The organism is Paenibacillus polymyxa M1, assembly GCF_000237325.1.
Classification (GTDB): Bacteria; Bacillota; Bacilli; order Paenibacillales; family Paenibacillaceae; genus Paenibacillus; species Paenibacillus polymyxa_C.
In genome coordinates this window covers 5,726,143-5,740,016 of record NC_017542.1, presented here as the reverse complement: position 1 = coordinate 5,740,016, position 13,874 = coordinate 5,726,143, and the positions used below count along the sequence as shown (strand labels likewise).

18 protein-coding genes are annotated in these 13,874 nt (G+C 44.1%); 5 read left to right on the top strand and 13 right to left on the bottom strand.

The features are described 5' to 3' along the window. Window positions 1-16 precede the first annotated feature (16 nt). Together PPM_RS25800 and PPM_RS25795 are read right to left on the bottom strand one after the other, a co-directional pair. On the bottom strand, window positions 17-1,021 hold the full coding sequence (locus tag PPM_RS25800) for a sensor histidine kinase (RefSeq protein ID WP_016324909.1): 1,005 nt from the start codon (window positions 1,019-1,021) through the stop codon (window positions 17-19). Then, window positions 1,014-1,709, bottom strand: a complete 696-nt coding sequence (locus PPM_RS25795; RefSeq protein WP_016324908.1) for a response regulator transcription factor — start codon at window positions 1,707-1,709, stop codon at window positions 1,014-1,016. Before PPM_RS25795 ends, PPM_RS25800 begins: the two co-directional genes overlap by 8 nt. A 167-nt stretch (window positions 1,710-1,876) precedes the next feature. Here PPM_RS25795 and PPM_RS25790 point away from each other — a divergent pair, with 167 nt between their 5' ends. Next, the gene (locus tag PPM_RS25790) at window positions 1,877-2,506 is read left to right on the top strand and encodes a YfbR-like 5'-deoxynucleotidase (RefSeq protein ID WP_013373797.1); all 630 of its coding nucleotides are present in this window, start codon (window positions 1,877-1,879) and stop codon (window positions 2,504-2,506) included. Between the two features lie 168 nt (window positions 2,507-2,674). Here PPM_RS25790 and PPM_RS25785 read toward each other — a convergent pair whose 3' ends face one another. Continuing rightward, window positions 2,675-3,859 carry an RCC1 domain-containing protein gene (locus PPM_RS25785; protein ID WP_016324907.1) on the bottom strand — a complete coding sequence of 395 codons (1,185 nt, stop codon included), beginning with the start codon at window positions 3,857-3,859 and terminating at the stop codon, window positions 2,675-2,677. 119 nt (window positions 3,860-3,978) lie between these two features. Here PPM_RS25785 and PPM_RS25780 point away from each other — a divergent pair, with 119 nt between their 5' ends. Then, a complete protein-coding gene (locus PPM_RS25780; RefSeq protein ID WP_016324906.1) occupies window positions 3,979-4,470 on the top strand; it encodes a hypothetical protein in 492 nt (163 codons plus the stop codon). Between the two features lie 48 nt (window positions 4,471-4,518). On the opposite strand, the gene PPM_RS25775 is transcribed toward PPM_RS25780, so the two are convergent. After that, window positions 4,519-5,226, bottom strand: a complete 708-nt coding sequence (locus tag PPM_RS25775; protein ID WP_016324905.1) for a phosphodiester glycosidase family protein — start codon at window positions 5,224-5,226, stop codon at window positions 4,519-4,521. A gap of 238 nt (window positions 5,227-5,464) precedes the next feature. Here PPM_RS25775 and PPM_RS25770 point away from each other — a divergent pair, with 238 nt between their 5' ends. Further along, entirely contained in the window at window positions 5,465-6,451 is a 987-nt protein-coding gene (locus PPM_RS25770) for an aldo/keto reductase (protein ID WP_013373791.1), read from the top strand. Window positions 6,452-6,567: 116 nt separating this feature from the next. Here PPM_RS25770 and PPM_RS25765 read toward each other — a convergent pair whose 3' ends face one another. From PPM_RS25765 to PPM_RS25740, 6 genes are all read right to left on the bottom strand, one after another. After that, window positions 6,568-6,867: a spore coat protein gene (locus tag PPM_RS25765; RefSeq protein WP_013373790.1), complete on the bottom strand. Its 300-nt coding sequence runs from the start codon at window positions 6,865-6,867 to the stop codon at window positions 6,568-6,570. Continuing rightward, complete coding sequence (locus PPM_RS30315; RefSeq protein WP_013373789.1) at window positions 6,864-7,076, bottom strand: hypothetical protein; 213 nt, start codon at window positions 7,074-7,076, stop codon at window positions 6,864-6,866. The genes PPM_RS25765 and PPM_RS30315 overlap by 4 nt, the downstream gene beginning before the upstream one ends. Window positions 7,077-7,105: 29 nt before the next feature. Further along, on the bottom strand, window positions 7,106-8,242 hold the full coding sequence (locus tag PPM_RS25755; protein WP_013373788.1) for a zinc-dependent alcohol dehydrogenase: 1,137 nt from the start codon (window positions 8,240-8,242) through the stop codon (window positions 7,106-7,108). Continuing rightward, window positions 8,239-8,619, bottom strand: a complete 381-nt coding sequence (locus tag PPM_RS25750) for a spore coat protein (protein ID WP_043886153.1) — start codon at window positions 8,617-8,619, stop codon at window positions 8,239-8,241. Before PPM_RS25750 ends, PPM_RS25755 begins: the two co-directional genes overlap by 4 nt. A gap of 40 nt (window positions 8,620-8,659) precedes the next feature. Continuing rightward, complete coding sequence (locus PPM_RS25745; protein WP_016324904.1) at window positions 8,660-8,911, bottom strand: hypothetical protein; 252 nt, start codon at window positions 8,909-8,911, stop codon at window positions 8,660-8,662. 75 nt (window positions 8,912-8,986) lie between these two features. Next, window positions 8,987-10,525 carry an FAD-dependent oxidoreductase gene (locus PPM_RS25740; protein ID WP_013373785.1) on the bottom strand — a complete coding sequence of 513 codons (1,539 nt, stop codon included), beginning with the start codon at window positions 10,523-10,525 and terminating at the stop codon, window positions 8,987-8,989. Between the two features lie 156 nt (window positions 10,526-10,681). Between PPM_RS25740 and PPM_RS25735 the strand changes: the two genes are divergently transcribed. Continuing rightward, window positions 10,682-11,350 (top strand): hypothetical protein, encoded by a 669-nt coding sequence (locus tag PPM_RS25735; RefSeq protein ID WP_013373784.1) that lies wholly within the window; start codon window positions 10,682-10,684, stop codon window positions 11,348-11,350. A 221-nt stretch (window positions 11,351-11,571) separates the two neighbouring features. Here the strand turns inward: PPM_RS25735 and PPM_RS25730 are convergent, their stop codons facing one another. From PPM_RS25730 to PPM_RS25720, 3 genes are all read right to left on the bottom strand, one after another. Next, complete coding sequence (locus tag PPM_RS25730) at window positions 11,572-11,865, bottom strand: DUF1330 domain-containing protein (protein ID WP_013373783.1); 294 nt, start codon at window positions 11,863-11,865, stop codon at window positions 11,572-11,574. Between the two features lie 119 nt (window positions 11,866-11,984). Then, on the bottom strand, window positions 11,985-12,383 hold the full coding sequence (locus PPM_RS25725) for a winged helix-turn-helix transcriptional regulator (RefSeq protein ID WP_016324903.1): 399 nt from the start codon (window positions 12,381-12,383) through the stop codon (window positions 11,985-11,987). A gap of 199 nt (window positions 12,384-12,582) precedes the next feature. Then, window positions 12,583-13,206: an acetate uptake transporter gene (locus tag PPM_RS25720; protein ID WP_013373781.1), complete on the bottom strand. Its 624-nt coding sequence runs from the start codon at window positions 13,204-13,206 to the stop codon at window positions 12,583-12,585. Between the two features lie 217 nt (window positions 13,207-13,423). Between PPM_RS25720 and PPM_RS25715 the strand changes: the two genes are divergently transcribed. Next, window positions 13,424-13,780 (top strand): nucleotide excision repair endonuclease, encoded by a 357-nt coding sequence (locus tag PPM_RS25715; RefSeq protein ID WP_013373780.1) that lies wholly within the window; start codon window positions 13,424-13,426, stop codon window positions 13,778-13,780. Window positions 13,781-13,874 lie beyond the last annotated feature (94 nt).

Below are 13,874 nucleotides of genomic sequence, written 5' to 3'. Positions count from 1 at the left end.
GCATGTGACATCTCTGTCACATGCTCATCATACTTACGAAATCATTTCGTTTGGGGAAAATTAAAGTGAAGGTAGTACCCATGTTCGGTTTGGAGTGCACATCTATATGTATGAGCAGGGACTGCGCTGCCTTTTTCGTTAAATATAACCCCATGCCCGTCGAAGTATGATCAGAATGTTGGGTCGTGGATGTAAAACCTTTCTCGAAAATACGAGGTATATCCTTCGGATCAATACCGCGCCCAAAGTCTTGGACCTCAAGCTGTATTCGATCCCTTTGTTCATAGCTGTGAATGATAATATCGCTGGCATCGCTATATTTGATGGCATTGGTTAAGAGCTGTCTGATGATAAAAGCCAGCCATTTGGCATCACTTAGCACTTCCATTTGCTCAAGTTGGATGTCAAAACCGATCCCTTTTTGGATGCACCATGACTGTAATGCTTTGATTTCTTTAAAAACCAGAGATTTTAAATCCACTTGCTCGACATATAGATCATTTTCAATAAAAGATATGCGTTTGTGATGGAGCTGTTGATCCAGCAGTAAGTGAATTCGTAGCCATTCATAGGTTAACTGAGCTTTTAGGGACTTGTCGTCCAACCGCTCAATCATCAAATGCATGGTGGTTAAAGGTGTTTTTACCTCATGAATCCAGGATAGTAGTTCATCTTTTTCATGTTCAAGTGTTAGTTGATTTTGCGAGATGATCTGTTGTAACCGTTCGGTCTGGTCAGTGATTTTTTGTTCAATGATTTGCTCAAACGGACTCTCTGGTTCGCCTATACCTGTTAGTTCTAGAGGGCTCTCCCATTCTTCTAATGTGGTATAGAATTTAGTTTCTTTGAGATAGCGAATGATTAAAAAAACCAAGAAAATCATCATAGATAAGAAGACGATATAAAGGATCGGCATTAATGGAATTGCTGCATCCACATAAGCGATGAACAGGATCAGGAATTGCTGACACACAAACAGTAGAATCCAGCTCAACCTTTCCCTCAGATATTTTTTAATCATAGGCAGGTGCCTCTTCTGTAGCCATGTAGCCTTGCCCCACTTTCGTTTCAATGAAACGGCCCAAATCCAGCTCGTCCAATTTTTTACGCAGGCGGTTCAAATTGACGGTCAGGGTATTGTCGCTGACAAAACGTTCATCATCCCAGAGGCTTTTAATTAATTCCTCTCGTGCGACAATTTTATTTTTTTGTTCAATCAGCAGCTTCAAAATAAAAATCTCGTTCTTGGTTAATTCGATGGAGCCAGCCTCATTGGCTACTACATTTTTTTCATAATCGACCGTCGCTCCACGCCATGTTTTCAGGGAAACAGGTTCTGTATTGTAATTGTATACACGGCGAAGTGTCGCCTGTAATTTTGCAATCAGTACATCAAAATGAAACGGTTTTTGGATAAAATCATCCGCTCCAAGCTGCATTGACATCACTATATCCGTAGGGTGATCCCGCGATGATAAAAAGATGATCGGGACGTTAGAGTGGGATCGAATCATTCGACACCAATGAAAACCATCAAATTTCGGTAATTGAATATCAATCACGACCAGATCAGGCTTTATCGTTGTGAATTCTTGAATGACTTTACTAAAATCCTGGATACCGTACACATCATATGCCCATTGAGTTAACCTGTCCTTTATTTCATGGAACAAAGTTTCATCATCTTCAATCAGCAAGATTTTAAACAACGATTTCACCACTTTTTAATTTTTTTATATAAAGTGTATAGCAAAATTTGTTTATGTGCTATATGGGGTTGAATCAACTTGATATTGCGATAATCTGCTGTTAATAGTTGAGGTTTATAGTTGGTTTATATCTACAATCTCATACCGTTAAAAGGATGGATGCATGGATGGGGATTCACACCTATTTTCGATCGCTAAATGAGTTGGAAAGAATTATCCGTTGTCCGGGCAAGTTTAAATTCGAGGAACATAGTGTATCGGCTCATTCCTGGAAAGTAGTACAATATGCCAAAACGCTAGCTGATATTGAAGAGAGAAACGGTGTCTGCATTGACTGGAAAAAACTATACGAGATTACCAGCAGTCACGATTATGGGGAGATTTTTATTGGAGACATTAAGACGCCTGTTAAGCATTCCTCCAAGGAACTGCGGCTATTAATCCAGCAGGTCGAAGAAGGTATGATTGAGTATTTTATTGAAGAGAATATTCCCGAGGATTTTAAAGCGATTTTCCGCAAACAGCTAAGAGAAGGTAAAGATGATTCTGTTGAAGGTTTAATTTTAGAAGTAGCGGATAAAATGGATCAGGTGTATGAAGCATTTGCCGAGCTTCAGCGGGGGAATACCGAAAAGGAATTTATCGTGATGTACCGTAATGCGCTTGTAAAAATCAAGAATATTCAATTACACTGCGTTGAATATTTTTTGGAAAATATCCTACCAGATATGGTAAAGGAAGAAACGCCTTCATCCATTGATATCAAAAAGATTACGGAAGAGGCTTTAGCTCTGTAAAAGAATTTCCTTACTATCTTTCAGAAGCTGTGAAGCGCTTCTGTTCATACATAATCATAGGCTTATTTGTAATAAGCAGCTCCTAAGTAAAATTAAAGAGCCAAAGCAGCAGTTGATTGAACTGCTACTTTGGCTTCTTTTAGATTGAGAAGCACGGAAGAGCTATGCTTATTTTGAAAATGGATTCGGGAAGTTGGTTTTAGTGGCTGCATTTTGTTGCTTGGTATTGCCAATTCCCAGTTCACCATTTCTATTAAATCCCCAGGACCAGACCGTCCCATCGGCTGTCAAAGCATGGGAGTGGGTTCCTGCTGCACTGAATGCTACTACATCGGTTAGTGGCGTGTTAGTGTCATCTACAACTTGGGATGGGACTTTAACAGAAAATACATCGGTCCCGTCACCTACCTGTCCTTCATTATTAGTTCCCCAACCCCAAAGAGTTCCGTCATTTTTCAGCGCGAAAGTTTGGGTTTTGCCTGCTTTCAGTCTATTTACGTCGGAAATGTTGATCAATACAGGTGATCTTCTAAAGGTAGAGGTTCCATCCCCCAGCTTACCAGAAGTATTGCTACCCGAAGCGTATACTTCCCCGCTGTTCGTTAATACATAAATACGGTCAGCTCCAGCGGTAAAGGTTTTGATATCATCAATTCGGTATTGAACAGGGGTAAGCTGGTTTTCTTTATCGTCCTGTCCCAGAGCGCCATCATAACCACGCCCCCATACCCATAACTGATTATTTTTGTCTAGAGCTGCGCCAAAACTGTCACCAGCGTCAATGGCTACAATATCTTCTAAGCCTTGTACCTGGACAGGCTTAACGGAAAAGGCGGAAACTCCTTTGGTGCCAATGCCCAGTTGCCCAAAGTTGTTTTCTCCATAAGCCCACACCGTACCGTCATTTTTGAGGGCAAGTGTAAATTGACCTCCTGCTCTCACTTCCTTAACATTATCAATATATTTGTTTTTAACAGGGACTCTTGCCGTATCCCGCTTGTTCCCTGTTCCTAGTTCGCCGTAACTTGCAAAACCCCAAGACCAGATCGTTCCGTCTTTTTTGAGCAAGGTTGAGTGCAAATCACCAGCATCAATCATAGCGATGTCAGATACATCTGCTTGCATCGGGCTTGTTTTATTATTCCCTCCGCCAGCGCCCACGCCGAGCTTGCCATTGCCGTTACTTCCCGTTGCGTAAAATGAAGATCCATCTTCCATAGCCAAGTAAGCGTTAGTGGTCCCTGCTGAAAGCAAATGGTCGTAATTCACGGCAGAATCGGCGCTTGCCGTAATGGAGCTCCCCACTAGAAGTGTTGATGCGGCAAGAGCTGTTAGAGCGAGTTTTTTTAACATATAAACTACACACCTTTCGAAATAGTAATGGATGAATACATGATGAAAGCAACCAAATTGTTCCTGTCACGTCTTATTAGTAAGTCGCAAATGATAAACCAGATTAGGGAGGATCACTGATGAGAAAAGGAGTTTTTGTCCTAGTCTTACTTGTATCAGCCTTATTGTCGGCATGTTCTAAAACGGAATCGGCGTCGCCAGTTAAACAACCTCATACAAATGAAGTGGTGGCTCAATCCATTTTTGATTTAGAACGGCTGGAAAGCACAACGGTATACACGGGGCGTGCTAAAATTAAAAGCATCGAAAAAATGGATAAAGAGATCGAACAACCATTGGCAGCCCCCAGCATGGACTATTTGATCCAATTTGAACAGCCGGTTCAATTTGCTCAAGAACTATCTCAAAGTGAAGATCCAACGGAGAAGCCTATCCAATCGGTCTATATATCCGTTCCAGATACACATATTTATGAGCAGATGGATGGTCAGCGGAGGCAATTAATCCGTCCGGCAGAATTACAGGTGGGGCAATCCATTGAAATCTCCTATGTGTACCCTGCAACACCTGTTTTCCTAGCATTGGAAGTGGTCGTGCTGGATAATTTGTAGAGGAGGCCAGTAAGGCCTCCTTACTCTTATGGAAGCACGTCATAAGACTTAGGTGATGTTTACAAGTTTTACCATGTTGTAGATATAACGTGTTTGCTCATATTTGACCATAGTGCCTGCAGAATTTTTGACCTGAATGCCGGACGAGCCTCCACCATCCAGAAGAATGGCTTCGAAGCAATCCTGCTTGATAAAATAGTTGCGAAGTTGTTTGAGCGTCGCATTTTCATGAACAACCAGGTAGACCTGCCAAATGTTATTGACGACTTTGAAGCCCAAGCCTGTCCGTCCGATGGATTCGGTGTATCGCAAGGTTCCGTTCAGATCGAAATTTTCAATCTCTTTCAGCTCCTTGAGCCATACTTCTTCCTCATTCTTCAGTGACAGACTACCGCCGCTAATAATGGATTTGTACTTAATGGCCGTTCCCATTTGTTTTTTGAGATCCGTCAGACTTGAAGTACGGGTAATCCCTATTTTTGTTTTGTTGCTTTCCGTAAAAATAAATGCAGTACCTCGACTATTCTCTTTGGCATTTGCCTTAATATCGTGAGTGTTATTAGGTGTCACCGCCATGGATAAACCTTGAGTTGGTGGTTTTGTGGTGCTGATAGGGTAAAAGAAGCCCCCATTAATCCCGTAATCGGTTTGCTGTGTGATCCGGCTTCGAATATTTTTATTTTGAATATTCGAGGCTGGCGTAATGATCACATGGAAACCATCAGACGTTTTGGTGTAAGAGTAGTTTGCTGGCATGGGAAACCTCCAATTAGATGATTTTGAAACAGAATCTCGCGCGATAATTCGTTTCTCATATATATAGGAAATTTACAGCTGTCTTTTACAACCCGGAAATCAAATTTTTCTAAAAAAATTTGAAACATCATATACAAGAAACCACTTGACTTAAAGTTAACTTTAAGTAGTAACATACTGGGTGTGACGTGGTGATTAGGAAATACGTAACTATTCTGACAATTTGGGAGTGATAGAATTGAAAAAGAAACAACTGGGTAACAGCGAGCTTCAAGTATCTGCTCTGGGTCTGGGCTGCATGGGGATGTCCGAGTATTATGGTGAGTTGGATGATCAGGAATCGATCAAAACACTTCATCGTGCGTTGGAGCTGGGGATCAACTTCTGGGATACAGCCGATGTGTACGGTGTGGGGAAAAATGAAAAACTGATCAGTCAAGTCCTGCGCAGCCACCGGGATGAGGTAGTGTTGGCTACCAAATTCTCCATTATGCGCGGGGAGGATGGGGGATTCATGGGTGTCAGCGGTCGTCCTGAATATGTAAAACAGGCATGTGATCGCAGCCTGCAAAGATTGGGTGTAGATGTGATTGATTTGTACTATCAGCATCGTGTTGACCCGAATGTGCCTATTGAAGAAACAGTAGGGGCGATGAGTGATCTGGTTCAAGCGGGTAAAGTCCGCTATCTGGGGCTATCCGAAGCGTCTCCTGCACTGATCAGACGTGCTCACAAGGTACACCCGATTACAGCGTTGCAAACAGAATACTCCTTATGGAGCCGGGAAGCGGAAGATGAGGTTATACCCACATGTAAGGAGCTGGGCATCGAATTTGTGGCCTACAGTCCACTGGGCCGCGGCTTTTTGAGTGGGCAAATTCAGAAGTTTGATGATTTTGCAGAAGATGATTTCCGTCGCACGGTGCCGCGTTTTCAGCCTGAGAATTTCCAGAAGAATCTGGATCTCGTGCAGCATGTTAAGGATCTTGCGGCTCAAAAAGGAGTCAAGCCTTCTCAGCTTGCTTTGGCCTGGCTGCTTGCGCAAGAGGGAATTGTACCGATTCCCGGTACTAAACGGGTCACGTATTTAGAGGAAAATGCAGGAGCAGTGAATGTGGGCTTGTCCGCAGAGGAAATGGAGACTATTAACGCAATCATCCCCAAAGGAATGGCAGCGGGCCTTCGTTACCCGGCAGAGCGGATGCCAAATTGGCAAGCGGAATAATGAGGACCACGAAATAACCCCCAAAGTCGTCTTTAACGCCAATCAGCGTAACGGACGGCTTTGGGGGCTTTATATATACGCAAGAACGTGCTTCGTATAATGTCGAAGGCATCCTTTTACAAAACAGGAGCTTGCAATGCGGTATTGATATTTTGCAGATCCATCGACAGCTGCTCGTTTACGTTCCATGGGTGATACCAGCCGCGTTCGATCATGTACGTTGAGATTTGCTCATGCATATCAATAGCTTCATCCAGTTGTTTTGTAAGCATAGCCTTAATTTCTGGAGTTCCCGCTTCCGTTACAGCCATGGCGTAATTTCTCACACCGCTTTTGGCGGTGTTTAAGAAATCGGCAGCAATCACTTGGTCGGTTAAAATATTTAGTCCGGTCAAATGCTCCAAGAGTATGTTCATTGTTTTACCTCCTGTGATGACGAGGCTTGATTTAAAATGTTACCCAACTCTTGCAATTGCCGTGTTGTTAGGTCAACATCCTTTTGCAATATAGCTTTGAGGACCGGATCTGAGATCAATGCTTGCATTGTTTTAGATTTGGTAAGGCACACTGTTTTGAATGCTGACAATTCATGGACTTCAAGTGTTTCGTGCAGGCCATACACCATACGACATTTGCCTCCAGTCCAATAGATAGTTAAGGTTTAAGTACAACTTTGATGCAATTGTCTTGTCTGGTATCGAAAATTTCATACCCCCGTTTGGCATCGCTTAGCGGAATAACGTGTGTGACAACGTCCCCAGGGTCAACCTTCCCCGTATCGATCAGCTCATACATATAAGGCATATAGTGAATCACAGGAGCCTGTCCAGTACGCAAATTAACATTTCGCTGAAAAATGTCTCCCAGAGGAAAACCGTTATATCGACCGCCGTATACCCCGGTAACTTGAATGGTGCCGCCTTTGCGGACAGCCTGTGTAGCTATGACCAATCCTCCTAAAGCTCCACCGTGAAGCTTAAGTCCGGAAGCCAAGGACTCCAGCGGAGACATTTTGCCGCTCATGCCGGAGCAGTCAATAACTACGTCCGCGCCTCCTTTGGTTATTTCCTTGAGGTAGTTGCCGACGTTTTCTTGCGATTCCACATTCACGATCTCCACGTGATTGGTGCGCTTCGCGTGTTGCAGACGATAATCGAGATAGTCTGCCGCAATGACTCGTTTAGCCCCTTTGAACCAGGCGAACTTTTGCGCTAACAGACCTACCGGTCCACAGCCGATAATAACGACGGTATCCCCATCCTTCACTCCGGCATTATCGACGCTCCAGAATGCAGTAGTCATGGCATCAGCAATCAGGCAAAGCTTCTCGTCAGGATGTTCACAACTCTCCGGAATTTTGAAGTGAGTAAAGTTGGCAAAAGGCACACGCAAATATTCAGCTTGTCCACCTGGATATCCACCAGTTGTCCCGGAGTAGCCGAAGAAACCGCCCATTTCTCCATGCTCATTCGAATGATCACATTGGCTTTCCAATTGGTTTTTACAATAAAAGCATTCACCGCACGCGATGTTGAACGGAATGATCACGCGGTCTCCCTTTTTCAATTTGGTTACGCCGCTGCCGACTTCTTCTACAACCCCCATCGGCTCATGCCCAATTACATAATCCTCTTGTAGATTCGGAATCATTCCATGAATGAGATGCAGATCTGAACCACAAATAGCGGTTGTTGTCAGTCTAATAATCGCATCATCGGCTTTTTGAATACTCGGGTCCGGAACATCTTTAACCACAACGTTTTTGATACCTTGGTAGGTCACTGCTTTCATGCCTGGTTTCCTCCCATATGTTCGTCCGGCGTGCGATCAAACATACCTTTGCGGGTGGTATCGTCTGGGAACAGTTTCATTTTACTGATGTCCACCGTCTTATTGGCTGACAGTTGATCCAATTGATATTGCTTTTGCAGATCATAGGGATGAAACCATTTTTTTCGTACCATAAGATCGGTAATTTCCTGATGAAGCGCAATGCCTTGATGCAGTTGATTACGTAATAGGGTTCTGGCATCGGTAGAGACAGTTTCTGTCAAAGCTATTGCTGTGTTCCGAACCCCTTCCTTGACGCGAACCAGAAAATCCATTGCAAGGGTCGTGTCTGCCATTTCCGGCATATTTAATGAGTTTTTTGGGTCCACATAATCCATTTTAGCGGACTGGGTCTGGTTAGGTGTCACATCATTCACCTCAATTTAAAATTGGTGTTGGGCGGAAGTCAGGAACAGGCGCTTGAAACGGTGCTTTAGCATAGATTGCTTGCAAATCGGCAATAGCCTGAATAGATTGCTGAACATCTTTTTCCATTAAATCCTTTAGCTCTTGATCGAATACTAAGCCCTGCATTAATTTGGACTTTGCTAAACATAACGTTTTGAAGTTAAGCACTTCATGGATCTCTAGGGACTCATGCGCCGCTAATGTAGGCTGTTGGCTTATCATAGGCTCACCTTTCTTTTATGATTCTAGAAGGTATGTTGTCCAGAACATAACTAGGTTTATTCCGAAAGGATCGTGCTATTCGGCTTCAACCTTGCCAAGTGCTTTTTTAGCGGGTCCTTCAATTACTTCGCCTTGATATGAAAAGCGTGAGCCATGACATGGGCAATCCCATGTTCTTTCGGCCTCGTTCCAGTCAACTTCACAGCCCATATGGGTGCACGTAGTGTCCACCAGGTGCAAAGCTCCTTGTGGGTCTCGATAGGCGCCCGCTCTTTTGCCGTTTACCCGGACGACTGCCCCTTCGTCTTGCTGGAGTTCTTCGGCTTTTTTATAGCTGATTTCCAGCTTACCGGCAATCAAGTGCTTCGCCACATTCGCATTTTGTGTTACAAATGTTTTAATGTCAGGGTCTGCATGGAATCTTGAAGGGGAGAAAAGATCCCGATACGGGCTTTCCCTTCTGGTAATCAGATTCGTATTTAATAAAGCCGCCGCGACACTTGTGGTCATCCCCCATTTTCTATAACCCGTAGCAACGAGGATGTTAGAAACATCGGATAATTCCTGCCCGATATAAGGGAGCTTGTCTAACGAGTACAGGTCCTGTGCCGACCAGCGATAGACGATTTCCTTTAATCCAAATGTTTGCTCTGCAAACTTTTCTAAAGCTTCATAGTATTGAAATGTGCAGATTCCTTGACCCGTTTTGTGGCCTTCGCCACCGACGATGACCATCGGTTCACCGTTTATTAGTACAGAGCGAAGCGAACGTTTAGGGGTTTCCGCACTTATGTACATACCACCCGGATAGGTTTTGTCCGTCTTGACCGCTAGTACATAAGACCGCTCGGCATGCAATCGCGCAAAATAAAGACTGTTTGGATCATTGAACGGAAAATGAGAGGAGGATACGACATAGTTGCAGGTAATCTTGTGCCCGTCGCTTGTATTAATAATAGAGGGGGTTCCTTTATCCACACCCACAACGGTGGTCTGTTCATAAATCTTCCCGCCTTGCCGGATGACTTGATTGGCTAGATACCTTAAGAAAGGAATCGGATTAAACTGAGCTTGGTTTGCCATCATAATAGCTGCTTTAGTTGAAAAGGGCAGAGGCGTTTGTTCGACATAACTTCCCGGGATGCCAAGTTCCTTGTAAGCTTTATATTCGTCGTTGATTTTTTCCACATGCGTATCCGCACATGTATAAACGTAGGCATCTTCTTCTGTAAATTGACAATCGATATGATACTCTTCTACCGTTTGTCTGATGAATTCAAGAGCATCGCGGTTAGCTTCATAATAGAGTCGGGTTTTCTCTTTACCAAAATGTGAGAGGAACTCGCTATAGATCAAATCATGTTGTGCGGTAATTTTGGCGGTGGTATGGCCCGTTGTTCCATGAAGTATCCGCCCTGCGTCAACGACTGCGACGTGTAGTCCTTTTTTAGAAAGTAAATAAGCAGTGGTAATACCGGTGATCCCCGCACCTACAATAGCAACATCCACCTGAATATCTTCATTAAGCTTGGGGAAATTGGGGACGTCAGTTGAAGCTAACCAATACGATTCTGGAAATTGCGGGAAGGTCGTACGACACTCGTCTTGTTTCATTTTCACAAGCACCCCTTTGATTACAATTATTGTATACATTGTTATCATTGTATGATTTTATATACCCAAAAAAGGGATACTTTCAGCCAGCTTCCATCTTGTTTTCAGCTTGACCGGGTACAATCAAGGCAATTTTCCCGGGGAGGATGCATAACAATGAAAACAAAGATGAAAAAGACGGTTTGGATTCCGGCAATCATCGCAGTTACGGTAGCGGCTCTACTCGTAATCTACTATTACTACATGTCCTCGGTTTCCGGCGGCAAGCCTGGCATGCGACCTCCGGGAGGCGGCAATGTACCAGAGCACATGGGCGGACGTCCCGGCGGAAAAGGTGGTGGGGGCAACGGGGAAATATTTAATACCTTGGGCACGATCTCCGTTTTTCTTGGGGCGGCCCCTTTCTGTTGGTTCTGGTTTAAGAAGCAACTGAGATCGCCGTCAATGTTGGTTCGAAAGGCCGGAAAGTTGTTTCACTCCTTGCATAAACTGCTGGGTTGGGCGACCTTGATTCTTATTGCCGTTCATGGCGTCTATTTCCTGATTACCAAACTTCAAGATCACAAAACCTACTCCGGACTGGCGGCTTTTGCCATTATGCTGGCTATCTCCGGATACGGCTTCTATATTAATAAAGTACGTAACAAGTGGATGCGAACCGTCCATCGTATACTTGGACTGCTGTGGGTTCCCGTGCTGCTGCTACATGTAGGCGGAACAGTAATTATGGCGGTCATCGCCACTCTTGCCGTGGGGGTACTAGTCTGGATACTCGACAGAATGGCGGAGAAAACGATGAAGCCTGTCGGAGGGGACACTCTATAATTTTATGGGATGGTGTTACCTTCATCCGGGAGAGAACAAGATGCTGGCGGAGGCGGTTGATATATTGGTTGCGGTTACATTCTTTCCATTGTACTAGAGACTCCTACGTTCTTAATAGGACGTAGGAGTTTGTTTTATTTAATGAGTATGAAATAAAACAAGCTAGTTACCTAATTCGAGTGCGAATTGTCCTAGTATATGAAAAGTAGCAGAACAGAAGTTTATGCTCTTCCGTTAACCAGAATAACGTTAGCTTGAGTTCCTGATTGACGCAGCTTAATTAAGGGCGCGTAGTCATCGGAATAATAGAACTGCTTGGCAGCCTCGTAAGTCGGGAATTCGTGAACTACGACTATTGACGGCTTCCATGTGCCTTCCAGTGTCTCGGGCTGTGGATCTAGCGTAAGGTTGCGGAATCCCGGAACTTCCTGCAGCAGCGCATCTGCTAGCTCTGCGTATTGTTTGAAAACAGCTTCTTCCTCTACTTTTATATCTACGATAACATATGCGCTCATATCTATTCTCCTCTGTATGTCGGACGGTGATCATACGTCCTAGGATTTCGCCGGCGAGCATCTTTAGCTTAATCCGACACGCGGAGATTGTAAATTAGGCACTTTTTTTATCCTCAGTTTCATTTATTACACCGGTTCGTTATTTCAGGTTTGAAAAGTGAGAGATGATGTTCGGCCTGAAACCGTTCTCCCCAAGCCTTCATTTGGGTGAGTATTGACTCAAGCGAAGCTCCGAGCGGGGTTAGCGAGTATTCCACTTTAGGCGGAACAAGGTGATGAACTTCACGGTGAATGAGATTGTCTGCCTCTAACTCTCGTAGTTGGAGGGTCAGCATTTTTTGAGTGGCCGTGGGAAGTGCCCGCCGCAGATCTTGAAACCGCTTAGTTCCACCCAGCAATTCGTACAGAATGATTCCTTTCCACTTTCCGCCGATAATGCTTAAGGTTACTTCCACCGGACAGCCTTTAGTCGGCGTGCAATTAACTCCATTGTTCAGCCGTTTTCTCAACCATATCATCCCCTTTCACTTTGTTATTATACCAATATTATACTTGGCAGTTTAGTTCAGATACAGCGACACAAGGCAGCACTTGACTTCAAGTTAACTTTAATAAGCAGCATCTAGTAGCAAGCCGAGTAATTCCAGCCTTATATCCCCAAAGCTGTCTTAACGCGGATCGGCGCGAAAGGTGGCTTTGGGGGGCATACATATGCAGCTAAGGACGTGGTTTGAAGATGCCGAAAGGACGTCCTACAGGCAGGAATGTACGGCCAAAATGTGCATTCAGAACAGCAGCTCCTGTACCGTACAGCGAGAGTAGGCCAATGCCCATTTCAGCATAAGCGGCGATGGTGTGGAACACCTCTGGGGCGATGCCGAATGCATCGAAGCTAAGGCCGAGGAACAGAAAATCAATCAACACAAAAATAAAAAATAGAACCTTGTGCGTCTCCATTGCTCCAATGGTCATGAAGAGCGTAAAGATGAGATAGCCGGCAAAGGCAACGCCGAGCTGCCTACCATCCACCGCTGATGCCAGCTCTGAGCCGAATACGCCCATTTTAATCATCCAGCTACTAGCTACGGCTAACCAGAAGAAGGCGTAAGCGCCAAATGCCGTCATGCCAAAGGTGTTGTTATGCTTTGCATCCTGAATGCAGGCAAACAGCTGTGCAAAGGCACCCAGGAAGATAGCCCAAGGAATAATAAAGCTCAAGCCCTCGGTGAGACCAAGCTTTTGGGATGAAGCTACAAGCGTTACAATGGCCAAGCCAAACAGGCCGATCGCGCTCGGATCGGCCGTTATGATTTTTACGTTAGAATGAGATTCATTTTGCATGAAAAAATAGAAGCCTCCAATAATATTTAAGTACGTGTCAATCTGCCGATGCCAGAATCACACTGACATATTGTAACGGAAACCAACCTACTCCGCATAGTAGGGAAATCATAAAATTCCTCCCGATCTGTTAGTAATGGGGCAGGAATTTATGGAATGGTGTTACCTTCATCTTTGTGGTAATATTTACACCTATATAGAATGAGGAAGTGACATAGTGATTAATATAACGATTCCAACTCCGGATATCACAATTACCAAACAGGTTAACCCTGAGCTCAGCCATATTTATGGATTTACAGATTTCCACCTGATTCCTAGAGATAAGGCTGGTATCTTTATGTTCTACAATGCACAGGAGGAATTACTGTTCGTTGGTAAAGCAAGAAAGTTAAGACCCAGAATCAAAAAGCATTTTGAAGATAACGTATCGCCGATCAAGGCTAATCGGAAAGAAGTGGCGATTATTGAGGTCTGTATTGTGGAAGATGCGGTAGATCGTGAAATTTATGAAACCTACATCATCAATTCGCAAAAGGCTAAATATAACGTTGAAAAAGTGTTTTATAAGTAACAAAGCAACAAGCAGCTACTTTATAAAAAAAGAGCAATAAGCCGCAGTAGTGCACTGCCCTTATTGCTCTTTTAAATTCGTGCATTTAGATCCT